Annotated in this window: 15 protein-coding genes; 14 read left to right on the top strand and 1 reads right to left on the bottom strand. The window is 36.6% G+C overall.

The window, feature by feature from the left end:
- The first annotated feature begins 213 nt into the window (after positions 1-213).
- Positions 214-1,725, top strand: coding sequence for a primase C-terminal domain-containing protein (locus IHV12_RS19740; RefSeq protein ID WP_197192010.1), 1,512 nt, complete (start codon positions 214-216; stop codon positions 1,723-1,725).
- A gap of 343 nt (positions 1,726-2,068) precedes the next feature.
- On the top strand, positions 2,069-3,262 hold the full coding sequence (locus IHV12_RS19735) for an AimR family lysis-lysogeny pheromone receptor (protein ID WP_197192009.1): 1,194 nt from the start codon (positions 2,069-2,071) through the stop codon (positions 3,260-3,262).
- A gap of 179 nt (positions 3,263-3,441) precedes the next feature.
- Here the strand turns inward: IHV12_RS19735 and IHV12_RS19730 are convergent, their stop codons facing one another.
- Positions 3,442-3,792, bottom strand: coding sequence for a helix-turn-helix domain-containing protein (locus IHV12_RS19730; protein ID WP_197192008.1), 351 nt, complete (start codon positions 3,790-3,792; stop codon positions 3,442-3,444).
- Between the two features lie 619 nt (positions 3,793-4,411).
- Here IHV12_RS19730 and IHV12_RS19725 point away from each other — a divergent pair.
- The 12 genes from IHV12_RS19725 to IHV12_RS19670 all read left to right on the top strand — a co-directional run bounded on the left by IHV12_RS19725 (position 4,412) and on the right by IHV12_RS19670 (position 16,043).
- Positions 4,412-4,702, top strand: a complete 291-nt coding sequence (locus tag IHV12_RS19725) for a hypothetical protein (protein ID WP_197192007.1) — start codon at positions 4,412-4,414, stop codon at positions 4,700-4,702.
- A gap of 588 nt (positions 4,703-5,290) precedes the next feature.
- Positions 5,291-6,283 carry a hypothetical protein gene (locus tag IHV12_RS19720; RefSeq protein ID WP_197192006.1) on the top strand — a complete coding sequence of 331 codons (993 nt, stop codon included), beginning with the start codon at positions 5,291-5,293 and terminating at the stop codon, positions 6,281-6,283.
- Between the two features lie 72 nt (positions 6,284-6,355).
- Entirely contained in the window at positions 6,356-8,485 is a 2,130-nt protein-coding gene (locus tag IHV12_RS19715; RefSeq protein ID WP_197192005.1) for a thioester domain-containing protein, read from the top strand.
- Positions 8,486-8,545: 60 nt separating this feature from the next.
- The gene (locus tag IHV12_RS19710) at positions 8,546-9,223 is read left to right on the top strand and encodes an SAF domain-containing protein (RefSeq protein ID WP_197192004.1); all 678 of its coding nucleotides are present in this window, start codon (positions 8,546-8,548) and stop codon (positions 9,221-9,223) included.
- Between the two features lie 14 nt (positions 9,224-9,237).
- Positions 9,238-10,389, top strand: coding sequence for an AAA family ATPase (locus IHV12_RS19705; protein WP_197192003.1), 1,152 nt, complete (start codon positions 9,238-9,240; stop codon positions 10,387-10,389).
- On the top strand, positions 10,386-11,840 hold the full coding sequence (locus tag IHV12_RS19700) for an ATPase, T2SS/T4P/T4SS family (protein WP_197192002.1): 1,455 nt from the start codon (positions 10,386-10,388) through the stop codon (positions 11,838-11,840). The genes IHV12_RS19705 and IHV12_RS19700 overlap by 4 nt, the downstream gene beginning before the upstream one ends.
- On the top strand, positions 11,840-12,775 hold the full coding sequence (locus tag IHV12_RS19695) for a hypothetical protein (RefSeq protein WP_197192001.1): 936 nt from the start codon (positions 11,840-11,842) through the stop codon (positions 12,773-12,775). The genes IHV12_RS19700 and IHV12_RS19695 overlap by 1 nt, the downstream gene beginning before the upstream one ends.
- Before the next feature lie 13 nt (positions 12,776-12,788).
- Positions 12,789-13,688: a hypothetical protein gene (locus IHV12_RS19690; RefSeq protein ID WP_197192000.1), complete on the top strand. Its 900-nt coding sequence runs from the start codon at positions 12,789-12,791 to the stop codon at positions 13,686-13,688.
- Between the two features lie 57 nt (positions 13,689-13,745).
- A complete protein-coding gene (locus tag IHV12_RS19685) occupies positions 13,746-13,904 on the top strand; it encodes a hypothetical protein (RefSeq protein ID WP_197191999.1) in 159 nt (52 codons plus the stop codon).
- 42 nt (positions 13,905-13,946) lie between these two features.
- A complete protein-coding gene (locus IHV12_RS19680) occupies positions 13,947-14,336 on the top strand; it encodes a hypothetical protein (protein WP_197191998.1) in 390 nt (129 codons plus the stop codon).
- Between the two features lie 12 nt (positions 14,337-14,348).
- Positions 14,349-14,846, top strand: coding sequence for a hypothetical protein (locus IHV12_RS19675; protein WP_197191997.1), 498 nt, complete (start codon positions 14,349-14,351; stop codon positions 14,844-14,846).
- A 24-nt stretch (positions 14,847-14,870) separates the two neighbouring features.
- Positions 14,871-16,043: a hypothetical protein gene (locus IHV12_RS19670; protein WP_197191996.1), complete on the top strand. Its 1,173-nt coding sequence runs from the start codon at positions 14,871-14,873 to the stop codon at positions 16,041-16,043.
- Positions 16,044-16,119: the final 76 nt, after the last annotated feature.

The following is a 16,119-nucleotide window of genomic DNA, read 5'->3' as shown; positions in this document are numbered from 1 at the left end:
TATTATACTACCCTTTTGGTATGTATTTCAACCCAAAAATGCAGTTTTTCAATGTTACTTTTTGGTAAAGAATCATACAAGAAACGACAGGGCTTCTAGTAAGGCGTGATCTTTTTAACTTGTGCACGGACGTGTGCGTTTACAAGTTTCAGAGATTGCGTCTTTTTTGTCGTGTCCTGGTTATTTATCCCGATAATTCGGGAGGTGAAACAAATGGGACAAGTGTATCAAGAAGTTATCGATCTAATCACGCATGATGGGTTAACTCGCTTTAAACCAAAGCAATCAAAAGCGTCTGTGGCTGAACAAATTAAATCGATGCGTGAAGAGAACAGGAGAAGAAATAAAAAAGGATCTTTGGCCGTGGTCAAAGAGAAGAAACATCTTGCGACAGCTGCTGGAGTGAAAGGCTTTCCGGTCACATCCAAAGAATCTTTATTTAACATAGCTAATGACGTGTCCCATTGGACACCAAATATATATAACACATTGACTTACATAGATGCTCGACGTACATACATAAAAGGCCATGCTGAAGACAATCTCCAACAAGTGAACTGTTTTGTGATCGACTGTGACACGAAAGAGGGTGTTACGGTAAATGATCTATTAATTCACGGTTTGGATGAAAGCATCGGCATGCCAACTTTAATTTTAGAAACCCCGAAAGGGTTCCAGTTGTATTACATACTTGAAGATCCTCTGTTCATTTCAAACAAAAATGACTTTAGAGGTTTATTTGTGGCAAAAACCATTTCTAGTAATTTACGAAAATCCTATGCTAGAGGCATCAAAGGCATTGATTTAGCATGCAACGACTTTGGTTTCTTCCGTATGCCAAATGAGGAAAACATTCGATGGTTTAATCCAGAGTATGTATATTCCATGAAGCAACTTATCAGCTGGTCTTCTAAAGAGTCCGATAATGAAGGTGTGCACCTATATCCGGTTCGCTCTGTAGAGAGCAACTTTAATGCACTCGATCAGGAATGGTTTCAGGAATTAATACGTTTGACAAACATAAAAGGGGAGAAGGGTTTAATGGGTCGTGATAACGCTATTTTCACGATCGCTTTAGCGTGCTTTGCAGCAGGTAAAAGTAAAGACGCAGCCTTTGATCTACTCGATGAGTTCAATTCGAACTTGGAGTACCCTGTAACACTTCCACAACTGAAGAAGTCGATAAAAAGTGCGTATTCCGGTAAATATCAAGGCGCTAGTAAAGACTATGTATCTCACCTTTTAGAAACATGGGGGAGTGGTCTGTCTTCCTTCGGTGTACAAGGGTGGTACAAACACGCGAAACCTCGTGAAGAGCGTGAACGCTCACATTGGTATGAGTGGGAGCAAGATGTGATCAACTTTATCCAGGAGAATATTGCGGCCAACAAACCATTCTATGAAAGCACGCAGAAAGAGATCTCTGAAGTCATCGGAATCTCCAGATCCATGCTGAATGTTGTATTTAAGAAATCTACTAAACTGTTCAAAAAGTGCTTTGGCAAAGGAAGAAATAGCAATTCTGGTTTTACAACAAAGGTACATCTATTACACTATTTAATTCAAGTGAAGCAAACGAAAACAGCGTTTTACAAGAGCATTGTAAAGGCACTAGATGTTCGCAAGTTCGAGGTGGATAGTATTCTATTAGCTGTTGAAAACGGCTTGAACATCGCCCGCGGAGCGCCTCTGGACAAGCAATTAACCATCCATTCGTCCGCCTAAAATTAATTGTCTGTTCTGCCAATACATATCTAATAACCTGCATTTCTAACTCTGGCAAAGAATTAATAATAGTTTCTATGGTTCTGTTCTATTGGTTTATGGTATGTGAAATTATTTGGGTTTCTTGACTAAATTGCACGAACTTGGGAAAGTTTTGTCGTTGAACCTACGTTAAAAGGGGGGATTTAGGGTCTATTTTCCCAACACATTCACCCTTAAAATCATGTAAAATGAACTAGTATATTGTTTTTTATTGTAAATTAAATATTACGTGCATATAAAATTGGGTACTATTTGGTCCAGAGGAGGATTATAAGTGATTAGATCCTTGCTGAAGGAAAACATGAAAAAATTGGGATATAATCAATCCCAACTAGCTAGCATGTTAGATGTAAATCGTTCTACTATTAGTCGTTTTTTTGAGCACGGACAAGAAATAAGTTTTGATAAAATGATTCTGATGAGCAAAATTTTACATCCGTTTGATCAACTTTACGTCATGGAACAATACACAAGTACTCTAAAACAATCGGATAATATTTTAATGGCTCTGGAATATACTTCTGTTAATCGGATGTCTAGTTCTAACAAAAAGCTTCTTCAAAGTGTTGAAAACACATTTGGATCGGAAGACGAATTTTTCAAGGTATATACTGATTATGCAAAAAGTAGAAATGGTAAATTATCTGATGAAGATATTCTTTATACTATGAGAACTAGAATTATTGAAAATGAATCTATGAATATACTTCAGCGTATTATGGGGATGTATGTGTTTTATAGACAGGAGAAATATGATGTTCTATTGGATTATTCAAGAGAAATTCAAAATGAATTAAGCAATTTTTCATGTGAATATTTGTATTCCTCATTTCTAGCAAGAATTAGTGAACCTTTAGCATTTACTAGTTTAAAGGTATACGCTGATTTTGATAAAGCACGAAAGTATAGTATGAATATTGTTAATAACCAATATGTCAATGAACCATTAGCTGCTAGCGCCTATTATAACCTAGGTATGTCTTATATTTTTGATAGTTATGATAAGTGTATTGAAGCGTTTAATAAATCAATTGAAATTTATAGTCATTATAATAACAAAGGTTTTGAAAAAAATACCAAAAATTTCGCTGTTGCTTTAGTTAATTTGTTGTATAATAAATTCGATAATTTTAAATCAACTGATCCTGTTTTAAATGCATATTACTACTCTAAGATTGGTGATAAGAGTAAGGCAATAGACTTTCTCTCTGATTTACAAGGAACTTTATGTAGTGAGGCTATGATTAAATTTGTTGCTGGAGTTGTAACAGAGGATGATAAGTTATTGTGGGATTCTTTAAGTAATTTTATTTCTGATCGTGATATGTGGATGTCAATATTACCTTGTTTGGAGCTAATTAGAAAAGGTGAGGAACCACATAAGGTTTATGCGGGCATTAAACCTTTTATTTTCAATTTTAAGGAGGTAGAAAAATTTGAAAAAAACTTTATTATTAACACTACTATTACTGACAATGGTCTCGTTACCAGTTAATGCGGCTTCAAATGTTCAAACTGTGAAAGTAAAAGCTAATTGGGATCCATGCTGCGGTGGATAATATATTATAGGAAAGACGCTACTGAAACCAGTAAGCGTCTTTCCGTCATTTTGGGGGTTGTTGCGCGCACACCCAAAATTTACATAAGGCGCAACAAAGAGAAATTGAGTTGAAACTAGTCCCGATCTCGAAATATCATTTTAAGTAAATTTCTGATTGGTTCCAGCTCATCCTCTTTAAGAGGTTTTCCGTTCCAATGCAATTCATCATGAGAAAAGAACTTTTGTACATCAAAGAGATCAGGATTTGGTTTGGGTTTAGGCTCCCGTTCATCAGTAAGCCCCAGTAAGTAATCTGTAGATACATTGTATAAACTCGCTAAAAATCTTAGCTTATCTATAGGGGGTTTTTTATCTTCTCGTTCATAAGACGAATAGGCTGATGTAACCATATTTAATTTTTCAGCAACTTGCGCCAGAGTTAAATTTTTGGATTTTCTTAAAGCTCTCAGCCTTTTCCCGTACATAAAAAATCTCCTTTCTACGTAGGGCATTAATGTAATAATTATATCATTCTATTGCATAAGAAATAACAACTCTTAAAAAGTAATTATTGATTTATTTCTTTTTAAGAGTTATAATGGAAAAAATATCAATTTTAAGAATCGTATTTTTTTAAAAAATTTCCTTGAGTTAATTATCAGAGTTCGTCAGTAAATGTTACTAGTTCAGAAAAAGACTGATAGGTATAAAATCATGCTTTTTTGCTAAAAATTCCTATAATAAAATTGACTTACTAATTTTGTTAATGTAGGATACTGTTTGAGGGTTTTCTGTTCGTATTAAAATGCGAACACTAATAATATAGCAATAAAAAAAGTGGGCGGAAACGATAAAGATTTGGTAGATCTTTTCCGTTTCGACCAACTAAAACATACCGAGTGTTTTAGCCAGTCTTGCCCACTTCTCCTGATGCATAATTTACTTATGCAACATGAAATAAGTATACCCTGTTTTTGTTAATAAACAAGAGGGTTTAACTACCTTAACAGGTATTCATGGGGAGAAGTGGTTTTAAGAGGCATGGGCTAAAAGTCCGTGCCTTTTTTTCTTTTAAAAACCATATTCTTAGAGGAGTGATTGGGAATGCATCTAGAAATGAAAAATTATAATAGCTCAAAGTACAAAACAGTTTATTTATCAGAGTTCTCTTTAGGAAAACTTCAAACATTAGGACATCTCTTTTTCACCTTTGATAAACAACAGTTTGTTAATTTGTATGACGGTAATGCATTTGAAGTGCAATCAAGATCGGTTATCTCGTTATCTGGACTCTTTTCTCAGATTCGCAATGTAAGAAATAAACACGGTCATATTATTGCTAAGAGGAAAAATCCACTTACCGGCTTAAAAAAGGTAAGGTTTCAAAAAAGATAAGATTGATATCTTAACTGGGGAACAGCAAGAAATTACATAACAAAATGTGTGTTTGGAAGATACGAACAAGTGAAATAAGCGCAAATTGTAATGGTTCTTTGAAAACAAAATATAGTTACTGGTTGTGATATATTAACTGCTGTATATCATTACTCCGTTATTCGGAGGACCTAAGGCGAAAAATTCGCGTGGAGCAGTCTAGGTCTTTGATGTTTTTTACGGCGCAATGGTGGGCTTATTATTGCGTGAAGGTTGTTGGTATGTGCCGGAAACCAACTACATTCAACCACATTGTTTAAAACAATGTTAGCTAGGTTGATAGGGTGTTAGTGACTCCGCCTGCCTTAACGTCACTACTAATTCAATTTAATTGAGTTTGAAAAGGCCAATTTTAAAGTTTTAAAGAACCAAGGATATTACTCCCATTTCGATGAAAACCCTTGTCTAAGTGGTAGTGGTATTCTCTGAACAAAAAACAAGTTGCGCTTACTTGTTCGTATCTTCCAGATCCACATTGAAACCCCACCACCTATTATTGGAAAAAATGGTAAACTTAATTCATAAGAACTATAGAAGGGGAGATAATCCATGAAAAACAAAGTGATTGTAGGATTCCTTTCGGCAGCATTAGTTACTGGTGGAGGATTTTATACTTACAGTAATCATGTAGAAGCAGTAGAGTCTAAAAGGGTAGAAGCTCAGCAAACCGAAACCATCACTGATATACAAAAAAGAGTTGATAAGCTATATAGCAATTCAAAGAAAGAGTTTTTATCTAAAGGTATTAACTATGATCAGATACAAGTCATTAAAAGGGATTTAGAGAATCAAGAAGGTAAAGGATTTACTACTGACAATGCTGTAAAGTTGAACACGGCAATCATGGAGCTTAGTGATGCTGAAAACATGCTTCAGCTTCAAACCTTAGTTCAAGGTCTGTTAGATCAAAAAGGTGTATTGATAGAGAATGCTGCAATCTCTAAAGCGAGTGAGAAAGCTTCAAATCTAAAGGGAATAAAACCAGCCTTTGCAGATCAACAGCTTAGAGTCATCAATGTAGCTAAACAGCAAGATGTTCAATTGAAAGATAGTACTAAGAAAGTACACAGCCTATTCCTTAATCTTCAACAAAAGAAAGTTCGTCCAGAAGTGAATCAGCAACAGTTAGAGGCAATAAAGAAACAAGTATCGCAGATCAAACAGGAGAATACAAAAAAAGGATTAATGGATTTACTTAATGTAGTGGGCCATGAAATAAAAAAGAAAGAACAAAGCAAAATGAAAGTTATTGAAACACCACAAGAGCAAAGAACAACTAATCAGCATAGTTCAGTTAAGCCTTCTAAACCGAAAGTAAATGAGAGTTCATCTTCTTTAAGCGAGAATAAGAAAGTCCCTAATAACCATGATGCTAATACCTCTCGTAATTCTAATAAACAAAAGTCAAATAACACTGGTTCATCTAAACCGTTTAAGGAAGAATCAGAAGATAAGCCAGGCACTACATGGGAAGGTACAACCACAAATCAAGGACAAATGAAATCTGATAGTGGCCGATCATGGGGAACGATTGATTGGTAGAAGTAAATTGAGCATGTTTTATCACATAGTGATAAAACATGCTTTTTTTATTTTATAGATGGGAGAGATTACATGGAAAATTTTTCAAGGGAAAAGTTCTTATCGTTGTTAATGATAGCAACTTTGTTATTTCAATTTTTTCTACCTTTATTGGAACTTTCAAAGTTGATTAAGAAGGTAGATGCAGCAAGTGCAACAGTTGTTTATCATGGTTCCATAACCTATGGACTTTCAACAGTAGGGGATTTTACTGTTAATGGCCAACAGGCTTTTTGTATTGAACATAGTAAAGCAACACCTCCAACGGGTACACCAAATAATGGCGGTAATATTTACGATAATAAAAAAATTGCAGCCGCGTTGTATTGGGGATGGGGAGGCGATGGTAATATCTTTGGTTCTGACCGAAACAGAGGTATCGTTGTCACTTCCTTAGTTCTCAGTGAGATTTACACAGGTGTTGAGGATGGTGGAAAAGGTATTCCAGGTTATTCAACTTTATTTAATAAAGCACAATCTAGAGATGTTCCTCTGGCAGCTCTAGAATTTTCGAAAGCTTCAATGAATAGTTTTGTTGAAGGAAATATCCAAAGAACAGAAACTATAAGGTTTAATGCAGATGCAACAAATAAAGTTAGTTTTTCATTACCCAGTATGCTTACTCTCCATAATCTAACTACAAAGAGAACACAAAGTGGAGGAACGGTGACTTTAAAAGGAGGAGACTCATTTTATTTAACAGCTCCTCTAAATTATGATAAGGATTTCAGCACTGGAGCTCTTAAAGGAACAATGAAGGAATACTCACCAATCTTGTACAAGATGACTAATAGTTCGTTGCAGGTTTTGGCAAAAGGTGGGTGGTTTGATCCAACTAATACAGCAAGCTTCACAGCTCATTTTGAAGCGCGGCAGTCGAAAATTAATGTTCATCATCGAGACGCTTACACGAAAAAATTAATCGCTAGTGAAAGTTATACTAAAGATATTGGGTTTAAGTATAGTTTTTCTCCTAGAAAGGATCTAAAGAAGGGTGAATATACGTATCGACCTATTTCTAATGAGGTTCAATCTGGCACACTTGGTCCAGAAGACATAACTCTTACTTTCTATTATGATGTTCCTCTTATTGGTGCAGGGCTAGAAAAGATACAAATATATACAGCACCCGCAAAAGAGAAGTTACCCGTTAAGCTCAAATTGAACAGGGCGAACATTTACAATGAAGAATTACCAGAACTGAAAGAAGCAAAGGTGAGTGTGAACTTGTATAAGGGAAATACGCTGATTCAATCAAACCCTTATACCGCAGAGTCTTTACCCACTTCTATTGATATGGCGATTCCTTCCCATTACTTAACAGTAAACTTAAAAGCTGCATACACAGTTAAGTTAGAAGGATTTGATCCGAACGAGATCGATATTCCAACAGACGCACGATCGATAACTACAGATGGATATACCAGTAGTGAAGAAACCATAACGGTTGATGCTGGCAATCAGACAAACTTAGAATACACAGGAGTAGTCATGACGGAACGAGAAGTTGGGAAAGATATGGTTCTCTTTTATGAGAATCTATTACTCTCGTTTAAGAAACAAGAGAAAAAAAGGACCGGTTACGGCTTTGATGCCCCCATTAATGCCCAGTATTCAAATGATCTTGGAGGCGTTTTGGATACAGGATTTAATATGAAGATTTCAAACAAATTAGTTGATAGCTACGTATCTTATCCAATCGATAGTGGACTGGCTACTGTGCCTTTTGATCAAACAGAATCTAACGTAAGTGCTTCAGGAATAAAACGAACAACCACGAAACAATTTGAACTTCCACATGTGAATGTGGAACGAGAAACAGGTTACTTATTTTCAGATCAGCAAGTAGCTGCTAAAGATAGTAGAATAAAAAAAGCATTAAGAGACGGTGGAAGAAAGTTTTATACTCCAATATGGGGAGACTTAGGAAACTATCCATTAGAATTCAACTCGACGAAACCAATTGGTGTGAACCGAGTGAACGCCGTCATAAAAGACAATTTGGATATCTTTGCTTTCATGTATGGCCATATGGATTCACCGACAACGAAACAAGATGCTATTCTGCTAAGTCCAGTGAACCCTTCAGATCCTTTGTATCCCGACTCCTGGACCGAACAAGACATTGAAGAATTCAAGATTTGGAACAAAAAAGTAAATTAAGACTAACAAAAAGACACCGTGTATGGTGTCTTTTTGCATGTAAGAGAAAGGAGTTTAGGTATGAAGAACAGATTGAAGTTAAAAATTTGGGCTGGCGTTCTTTTGGTTCTCTTTTTTGGTTGGATAGTCGCTGATAATACCATTTTTAAGGGTGGATTCAGTAGCCAAAACATTGTGGTCGCAAGTGACAAAATTCCCGTTGATTCCATTATCGAGGAGGAACACGTAACGGTTCAAAAAATTCCTAATGAATATGTCACAGAGGGGATGATTAAAGACCCAGCTGAGGTAGTGGGGAAACGCACAACGACTATCATCGAAAAATTTGATTCGTTCTCAAAGAATAAGATTGGAGATCCTTCACTAAAAAAGAACAAAAATGAGTATTTCTTTTCGATTCCTTCCTCTTGGATTGAGAGTGTACCAGGAAGCTTAAGAAGACTAGACACTGTTGATTTATGGTTAAGTAAGCCAGAAGGCAGAAAATCAACTGTGCAGGAAGACCTAACGAACATTGAGGAGGAGCTCGGAAATGCTGCTAAGCCGATTGCTTCAGATCTAATCGTAGCTTTTATTAAAAATAGCCAAAACACAGAAGTACAAGGTGCAGAAGAGAAGACTGATCGACTAGATGGAAACAGTTCTCCCTCTCAAATTGAAGTGTTAATGAAAAAAGACGATTTTTCAAAGCTGAATGCAGCTATTGCTCAAGGCTACAAAATAATTGTGAGTTATTAATAGGAGGGGCGCTTATGAAGGTTGCTTACTTGAGCCAAAACGTTACTTTCGAACAAAGCATTGAAAAAATTAATCAGATTACAGAGCTACTAAAAATCAGCGACATAAGTGAGATCACACATAAGCATGAAGGGATTATTTTCGAACAAACGAACTTGGACACGGTTGATTTAATCAATCTTCGAGAACAATTTCCTGAAATGAAGATGACGATGATTGCAACGGTGTTGAATGAAACGCTTATTAACGTTTGTCACGGAAACAACATTACGGTAATCCAGGATACGGTTTCATCCAATGAATTCATGAAGATGATTCTACTAGATTGGTTCGGCATTGAAAAAAGAAGAATGGATTATAATACCGTATTCTCTATTTCTGGCACGCATTCACAAGTTGGTGTCACGCAGCTAGCGTTATGTTTGGCAAGCGAACTCTCGTCTTTGAATCTTAAAGTCGGTGTTTTAGGCCTCAATCAATATAACGCAGGGGACATACCTGATAAAGAAACAGATTACAGCTTTGATAGTTTATATGCCTCTATAGAAAATGGAATATTTGAAAAGGAATATCAGCGCGATAAGAACAAATTAAAGTCCTTGATGCTTGAACTAGATGGTTTTTATTATCTGGTCGGAAATAGGGATCGCAAATTTGCTTCTGAGCAATTCTACAAAGTTGATGCCATACAGAAACTCATTGAAATCGCTAAACAAGAGTTTGATATTGTACTGCTTGATCTTGGCTCGATCTATGATACAGCGTCAGTAGTGGCAGGATTAAAATGTTCCACAACCCATTTGCTTGTTGCAACCCAACAAGACATATCGGCCAAAAACTTTAAACAAATCCGCAATCAAATTTTAAAAGAACTTGGTTATACAGAAAATCAATTCCAACTGATTATCAATAAACACTCGGTAAACGCGGCTTATACAGCACGACTTTTAACGGATCACCTGGGCATTCCGTTGGTAGGGAAAATTCCGTACGTACCAGGCGCTGAAGATATTGAAATCGCACATGGAATTATCGCAAGTGAAGCTGGCAAAGCATTTAATAAGGCCATTCATACGATCGCGAGATCCATAACGACATCTTTGGTAGAAGGAGAAATGCCAAAGCTAAAGAAAAAATCTCTTTTCTCTTTCATGGGGGCCAAATGATGTCGACGAATGAACGCTTTAGTATTGGCAGCTATCTTTCCAAACAAAATCAAACGGGTTTTAAAAAAAAGAATGCATCGTTTTATGACATCGTGGAGAAAGCCAAAAGGTTTGTAAAAGAGGAGATCAATACTCGAATCGAACAGGACAACAAACAAGAAGACTATGTAGAGAACATGCATCGTTCTGCTATGGGGGATAAAATTGCGAGGAAATCAATTTTAGTAATTATTGATGATTTCTTGTTAAAAAATGCTATCTCTGAAGTTGAAATTCCTGAATACTATTCAGAATTAAACAATGCCATTTTTGAAGAGGCTTACGGTTGGGGGCCGTTAGGTCAATGGCGAAACACATTGGTTGATTCGCCGAAAGCACAAATCATAGGAAAAGACATCTTTGTTGATAAAAATGGCCGATATATTAAAGCTTCATATTCCTTTCAAAACATTGAAAAAGTGTATGAACTAACCGAACGGCTAAAAAATACAGACCGAAAGAATAAATTAGATGCTATTCAACATACGGAGTTACTAACAACCACAATGGATGGAATACGAGTAACAATCAGTATTCCAGGAAGAACGATTGAACCGGTTATCACATTCAGAAGACAAATTGTAAAGACGTATGACTTTGATACTCAAGTGAAATTAAAGACCATTCCACAAGAAGCCGTCCCTTTACTTGAGACATTAGCGAAGATGCCATTTAGCAGCATTATAGGTGGCCCACCCGAATGTGGAAAGAGTACCTTTTTAATGACTCTTTTAAATGCTTCAAAGAATCTGAGCCGAACGGGGTTCATTGAATCTTCTTTTGAAATGTACCCAAGAACGCATTTTCCTGGTGAGCAAATCATTCATAAGCAGGGAACGGGGAAAGAGCTTGAAACCGTCGTGTTCCCTACATTGTTAAGAGAAGATATTAAACGTCTAGTCATGGCAGAAATACGAGAAGATGAAGCAGAGATATTCGCTAGTGGAATGACCAGAGGGATTACGCAAGTCATGGGCACGATTCATGAAAGTGATCCCATTGATATCCCTGACATTTTAGCCACAATCAGCCTTAGAAATAAAAGCGAAGGCGGCAACAAATACGCTGAGTATATTCGCTTTGCTAAAGCTCTTCATTTCTCTATCTCTATGGATGAAATTGATCAGCCTAGACACGAAAAGAAAGTAACTGGCATTCAATTTTACCATGTAGATGAGATTACACTTGATGTTTCCATATGGAAAGTCATGGACTATGATTGGGAACAAAATACCTGGACATACCACCATGAGATTCCAGAAAAGATTAAACGATTAGCGTTCAGGAAGAATCGTAAAGAGATGGAGATCTTTCAAAGAGAGCTTTTAGAACTCAGTAAAAAGTATCCGATGAGAACGGAAGAAAGAAGAAGGACCGGAATCTCAATTAAGGCCCTGCGAGGTGTGATGTAATGCGAGACTATATAGATCAGTTCATAAGCTTATTTCACTATTCCGTTGGGCTTGCAGCGATTCTTATTCTGCTGCACCTTATTGGCTTCAACTACAAATCAGCCGTTATCAGGATGCGTGTCAGCCAGTTGTTAAAGCAAGATAAAGAGCAGCTGATTAAGAATAAAGCATTGCTTTGGTATAACCAGTTGTTGCGTGCTACGGTATCGAGTTATCGGCCGGCTATGTTACGGACGATTATGACGATTCAATCGTGCTTTCTTCTCATGTTTCTTGTGTTCTTTTTAAGTAAGACGCAAAATATCGTGTTCTCTTTGAGCTTTGCGATTCTCTTTGCCATCTGTGTACCGATTGTGTTTCTTTATATACGCCTTTCACGAATTAGAGCGAATGCACAAGCAAATATTAATGTCGCTGCACTTAAACTATTACAGTCGTATTTAAAAAATGATCGAAGCATGTACTTCGCTTTAAAAGAATTGAGCCAGGAATTAACTGGTCACATGAAGCTCGTGTTTACCATGTTCTATCTTCGCTTATTTGAACATGAAGAACGAGAAGAAGCAGCGCAAGTATTTGCTTACCAAATCGGTAGTTTTGCAGGAAGAAACCTATCATTAGCCATATTAAGATCATTAGATGGTACAGATGTTAATAGTATCTTACAAGATGTCACAGAAGAGATCTCTAAACAGGAAAGAAACATTAGGAAAGCTGAAACAAAAGGAAGAGAAGCCGCACAATTAGGTTGGTTGCCAGCGATAGGGGCACCAATCCTTTTTATTTTAAACGACCAAAAGATGATGCTAAAAAGTTCTTATCCTTATCTTCTATCAACATCGATGGGAGTTAAAGCATTATCGATTACGATAACGGCAGCTGTTATCGGTATTGTCATGGCTGTTATGTTAGCTAATCCTAAAAAACAGATATGAAGGTGATACACTCATGAATTTATTAGATCCCATTACACTTATTTTCTATGGAATAGGTGGTGTATGCCTTTTAGGCACTTATCTTTTGCTTAATAGTGTTTATAAAGATGATCGAAGAAGATATACCCGATTAAACCTGAAGTTTAAACAGCTTGTCGCTGATCCAAAGAGCACGGCAGTAGGCTCGTTCCTTTTTGATGAAAAAACAGAAAAAGAATTAAAAAGACTTTTAGTCCCAACATGGATAGATAGCGTTGTGTTCAATGGAATGCGTCTAGCTGTGTTGGTCGTTGCATCTGTACTGTTGTTGATAAAAACGAGAATGGGCATAGGGCCATTTTCACCCACATTCTTAAGCGTTGTTTGTTTATTTTTTTCAGTGGGGTGTATCCTTCGAAAAGGGTTGCCGTTGTATTATTTTTTAAACCTCAATCGAAAATATCGAGTAAGAAGAAAGAACAATGAAGTTTATTCGTTATATCTCTTAATAGCCTCAGAATTTAGTACTCATGACGAGCGAGTGGGGAATATTTACAACTTACTTTATGAAAGTAGAAAATACTTTCACCATATCAAAAAAGCCATTGATAAAGCGTTATCGAATGGACATGGGAAAGAAATAAATTGGGATGCATTTGTTAGAGATATCCATACACCTGAGGCAGAAAAGCTGGCTTTGGTTATGCAAGAGGTAGAGGTGTTACCCGTATCTCAAACGCATGAGCTATTAAAACAAAAACGAGAAGAATTTTCCAACCTGAATGTCATGGAATATGAAGACTACTTAGAAGACAGGGGAAAGATAATTCATTTAGTCGCGTTTACAGTCTGCGCGATTAGTTTATTTATCTGTCCCATTGTTGTTCACTTTTTGCAATACAAAGACATGATTAACATGTCAAACAATCTGTAGATATAACACAAATTTTTTACATTTGTGATTATCATAAAAATATTTGGAGGTAAGAAGATGAAAGATATCGCAATGAAAGTAGTTATGTTAGTGTTTACGCTTGGTTTGGCAAGTAGTTTTTTGTATAGCTCTGACGGATTTAAATCAGACGCTGAAAATATGAAAAATACCACAAGAACTAAACTGCAAGAAGTGCAAACTGAAATAGCGAAATAAACAGGTGGGGGGCGTCGGCCCCCTGTTTGTATAGGAGGTTCCATGAAGGATATTATCGTCTTTACACTAATACTTCCATTTGTTCTTTATTTTTTATTTACTCCAATCCTAAACGACATAGAAAACGCGAGAGGAAAAATCATTCAAGGAACGATTCAAAAGGCAACGGAAAAAGCTTCTTTAGAAGGATACTTTACACCAGAAATTAAAGAAGATATCTATAAAGATCTAGAAGAAATTGGATATGATCGTAATAAGGTTGAGCTGGAGCTAACCGGAGATATAAAGATGAGAGGAGAATATGTGGAGGGAACAATAAAGGCGCCTAATGAGTATCACTTTATCCTGAGTAAACTCATTTCGAGTAAAGTGGACAGTGGAAACCCACCTCATATTAAGTCATCTTCCAGGATGAGTGAATACGTCAATTAGAGGTGAAGGGCATTGAAGTATCTATTGTTAACAGGTTTACTAGGGATCTTATGGGCGTATTTGAACATGTATCAATTAGAAGTAACTATACTTGATGTAGGTATGGATAAGGTCGAAACAGCCGTTGAGAACGCTGCACATGATGCAGCATTACAGATTGACGAAAATGAACTTTTGAATGATAAGGTTATATTTGTAAAAAATGAAGCCGATATAACATTTAAGAATACCATGATGGCGAATTTAAAAGTGGATACGGCGTTAAAGCCTATAAACTCAGCTCTTATAGACGGACCTATTAAACTTCTAGATGTGCAATATATTGATCATGGTTATAAAGACCCTTTCACAAATAAATTCGTTAATTTTCCTTATATCTACACATACAACGGCGTTAATCGTTTTGAACGGACGGTTTTTGGTCCGAGCATTGCGTATGTAATAGAAGCTAATTTCTACAAGAATAATAGTCCTCACCAATTTGTGGTGATCCAGGAATATAAAAAATAGCAGACTTGCTAGAAGGAGGAAACGATGTTTAAACGCTTAGCAGCTTTCTCTCTTGTGCTCCTTGTGACACTCTCGCCACAGAAGGTGGACGCAGCAGCTGTACAAGGAGAATCAATCGCACCAGTAGGAATTAAATCCATATTCAAAGATGAGTATATCGGTGATTATGAAGACTTTGGTGGCTATAAATTCACTACATCAAAAAAGACACCTGGAACGATGGTATTTGAAATCAAGAAAGGGCCAGAGTTCGATATGGGACGTTGGGAACAGATGAGAACTTTGTCCTCAGAGTATCTAGGTGTGATGCTTTATAAACAATCATTTGGAGCAGAAGGCAGAAACCAATACGCTGATAGATATTTAGACACCGGTTGGGATTTTGTAAATCGAGAGTCGAAAGATGATTTCTATGTACGGTTCTACGCTTATATTGATGAACCGACAACGGATCACTCTTATTATCTAGGAGGAACTTACTCACTTTACCGAAATGCGTATAAACACAAGGTGACATTCTATAAGAATAAAGATCTTTCGCAACTTTCTAGAAAAGACCGAGATGCCTTTTTAAATGCTTCGCCTCCGGTGGTTATCCCACCTATAGAAAAACCAAATTTAACGGACATTAATCCCAATATTCCTGTGTTACCAAAAAAGGTGAATCAAGAAGCTGTCGCAAGAGTCGTTTTTAATGGAGAACGCCCTTTATATCAAAAAAACGAGGATGGCAGTCTTTCTGTTTTCAAGACACTAAAAAAAGGTGAATCATTGCGAGTTCATGGGATAGAAGGCGATTATTACAATTGCGGTGGCTATTATGTTAAATACGAAAAAGGAATAACAAACGCCTACATCGGTCGCGGCATCGCCAAAAAAAATGGTGTGATTATGTACTCCCCAGAAGGTAGTCAATTTTCCATCATCGATAAAAACGAAACCTTGAGAGTCTACAATGTCTTACAAGACAAGCTAGATGTGGGTGGATCTTATTACTTAAAAAAGGATGCTTCAGTCGAATACTTCATCGGATACATGAATATAAAAAAGGATGCCAAAATGTACAGTTTGAAAGGGACGACTTCAAAAGCAGCGAAAGGAAAACATCGAGTGGTTCGTCTGGAACAAGGTAAATACTTTTTACAAAATGGTAGTTATTTAGTGAAGGACAACAACGCTTCTTATGTAAAAAACTAATCTTTTAGAATTGTATATGGAAAGAGATAGCTCTTAATTTTCTTGCCGAGACGGGTAGGTTGATAAGGAGCTATTT

The sequence above is a fragment of the Fictibacillus sp. 7GRE50 genome, assembly GCF_015903875.1.
GTDB classification, from domain to species: Bacteria; Bacillota; Bacilli; order Bacillales; family Fictibacillaceae; genus Fictibacillus; species Fictibacillus phosphorivorans.
This window is presented reverse-complemented; position numbering and strand designations above follow the sequence as displayed.

Bases quoted from the DNA above. Each gene is read 5' to 3' on its own strand.
- IHV12_RS19680 (WP_197191998.1), top strand. From the start codon at position 13,947: ATGAAGGATATTATCGTCTTTACACTAATACTTCCATTTGTTCTTTAT.
- IHV12_RS19685 (WP_197191999.1), top strand. From the start codon at position 13,746: ATGAAAGATATCGCAATGAAAGTAGTTATGTTAGTGTTTACGCTTGGT.
- IHV12_RS19690 (WP_197192000.1), top strand. From the start codon at position 12,789: ATGAATTTATTAGATCCCATTACACTTATTTTCTATGGAATAGGTGGT.
- IHV12_RS19715 (WP_197192005.1), top strand. From the start codon at position 6,356: ATGGAAAATTTTTCAAGGGAAAAGTTCTTATCGTTGTTAATGATAGCA.
- IHV12_RS19730 (WP_197192008.1), bottom strand. From the start codon at position 3,792: ATGTACGGGAAAAGGCTGAGAGCTTTAAGAAAATCCAAAAATTTAACT.
- IHV12_RS19670 (WP_197191996.1), top strand. From the start codon at position 14,871: ATGTTTAAACGCTTAGCAGCTTTCTCTCTTGTGCTCCTTGTGACACTC.
- IHV12_RS19735 (WP_197192009.1), top strand. From the start codon at position 2,069: ATGAAAAAATTGGGATATAATCAATCCCAACTAGCTAGCATGTTAGAT.
- IHV12_RS19725 (WP_197192007.1), top strand. From the start codon at position 4,412: ATGCATCTAGAAATGAAAAATTATAATAGCTCAAAGTACAAAACAGTT.
- IHV12_RS19720 (WP_197192006.1), top strand. From the start codon at position 5,291: ATGAAAAACAAAGTGATTGTAGGATTCCTTTCGGCAGCATTAGTTACT.
- IHV12_RS19695 (WP_197192001.1), top strand. From the start codon at position 11,840: ATGCGAGACTATATAGATCAGTTCATAAGCTTATTTCACTATTCCGTT.
- IHV12_RS19740 (WP_197192010.1), top strand. From the start codon at position 214: ATGGGACAAGTGTATCAAGAAGTTATCGATCTAATCACGCATGATGGG.
- IHV12_RS19700 (WP_197192002.1), top strand. From the start codon at position 10,386: ATGATGTCGACGAATGAACGCTTTAGTATTGGCAGCTATCTTTCCAAA.
- IHV12_RS19710 (WP_197192004.1), top strand. From the start codon at position 8,546: ATGAAGAACAGATTGAAGTTAAAAATTTGGGCTGGCGTTCTTTTGGTT.
- IHV12_RS19705 (WP_197192003.1), top strand. From the start codon at position 9,238: ATGAAGGTTGCTTACTTGAGCCAAAACGTTACTTTCGAACAAAGCATT.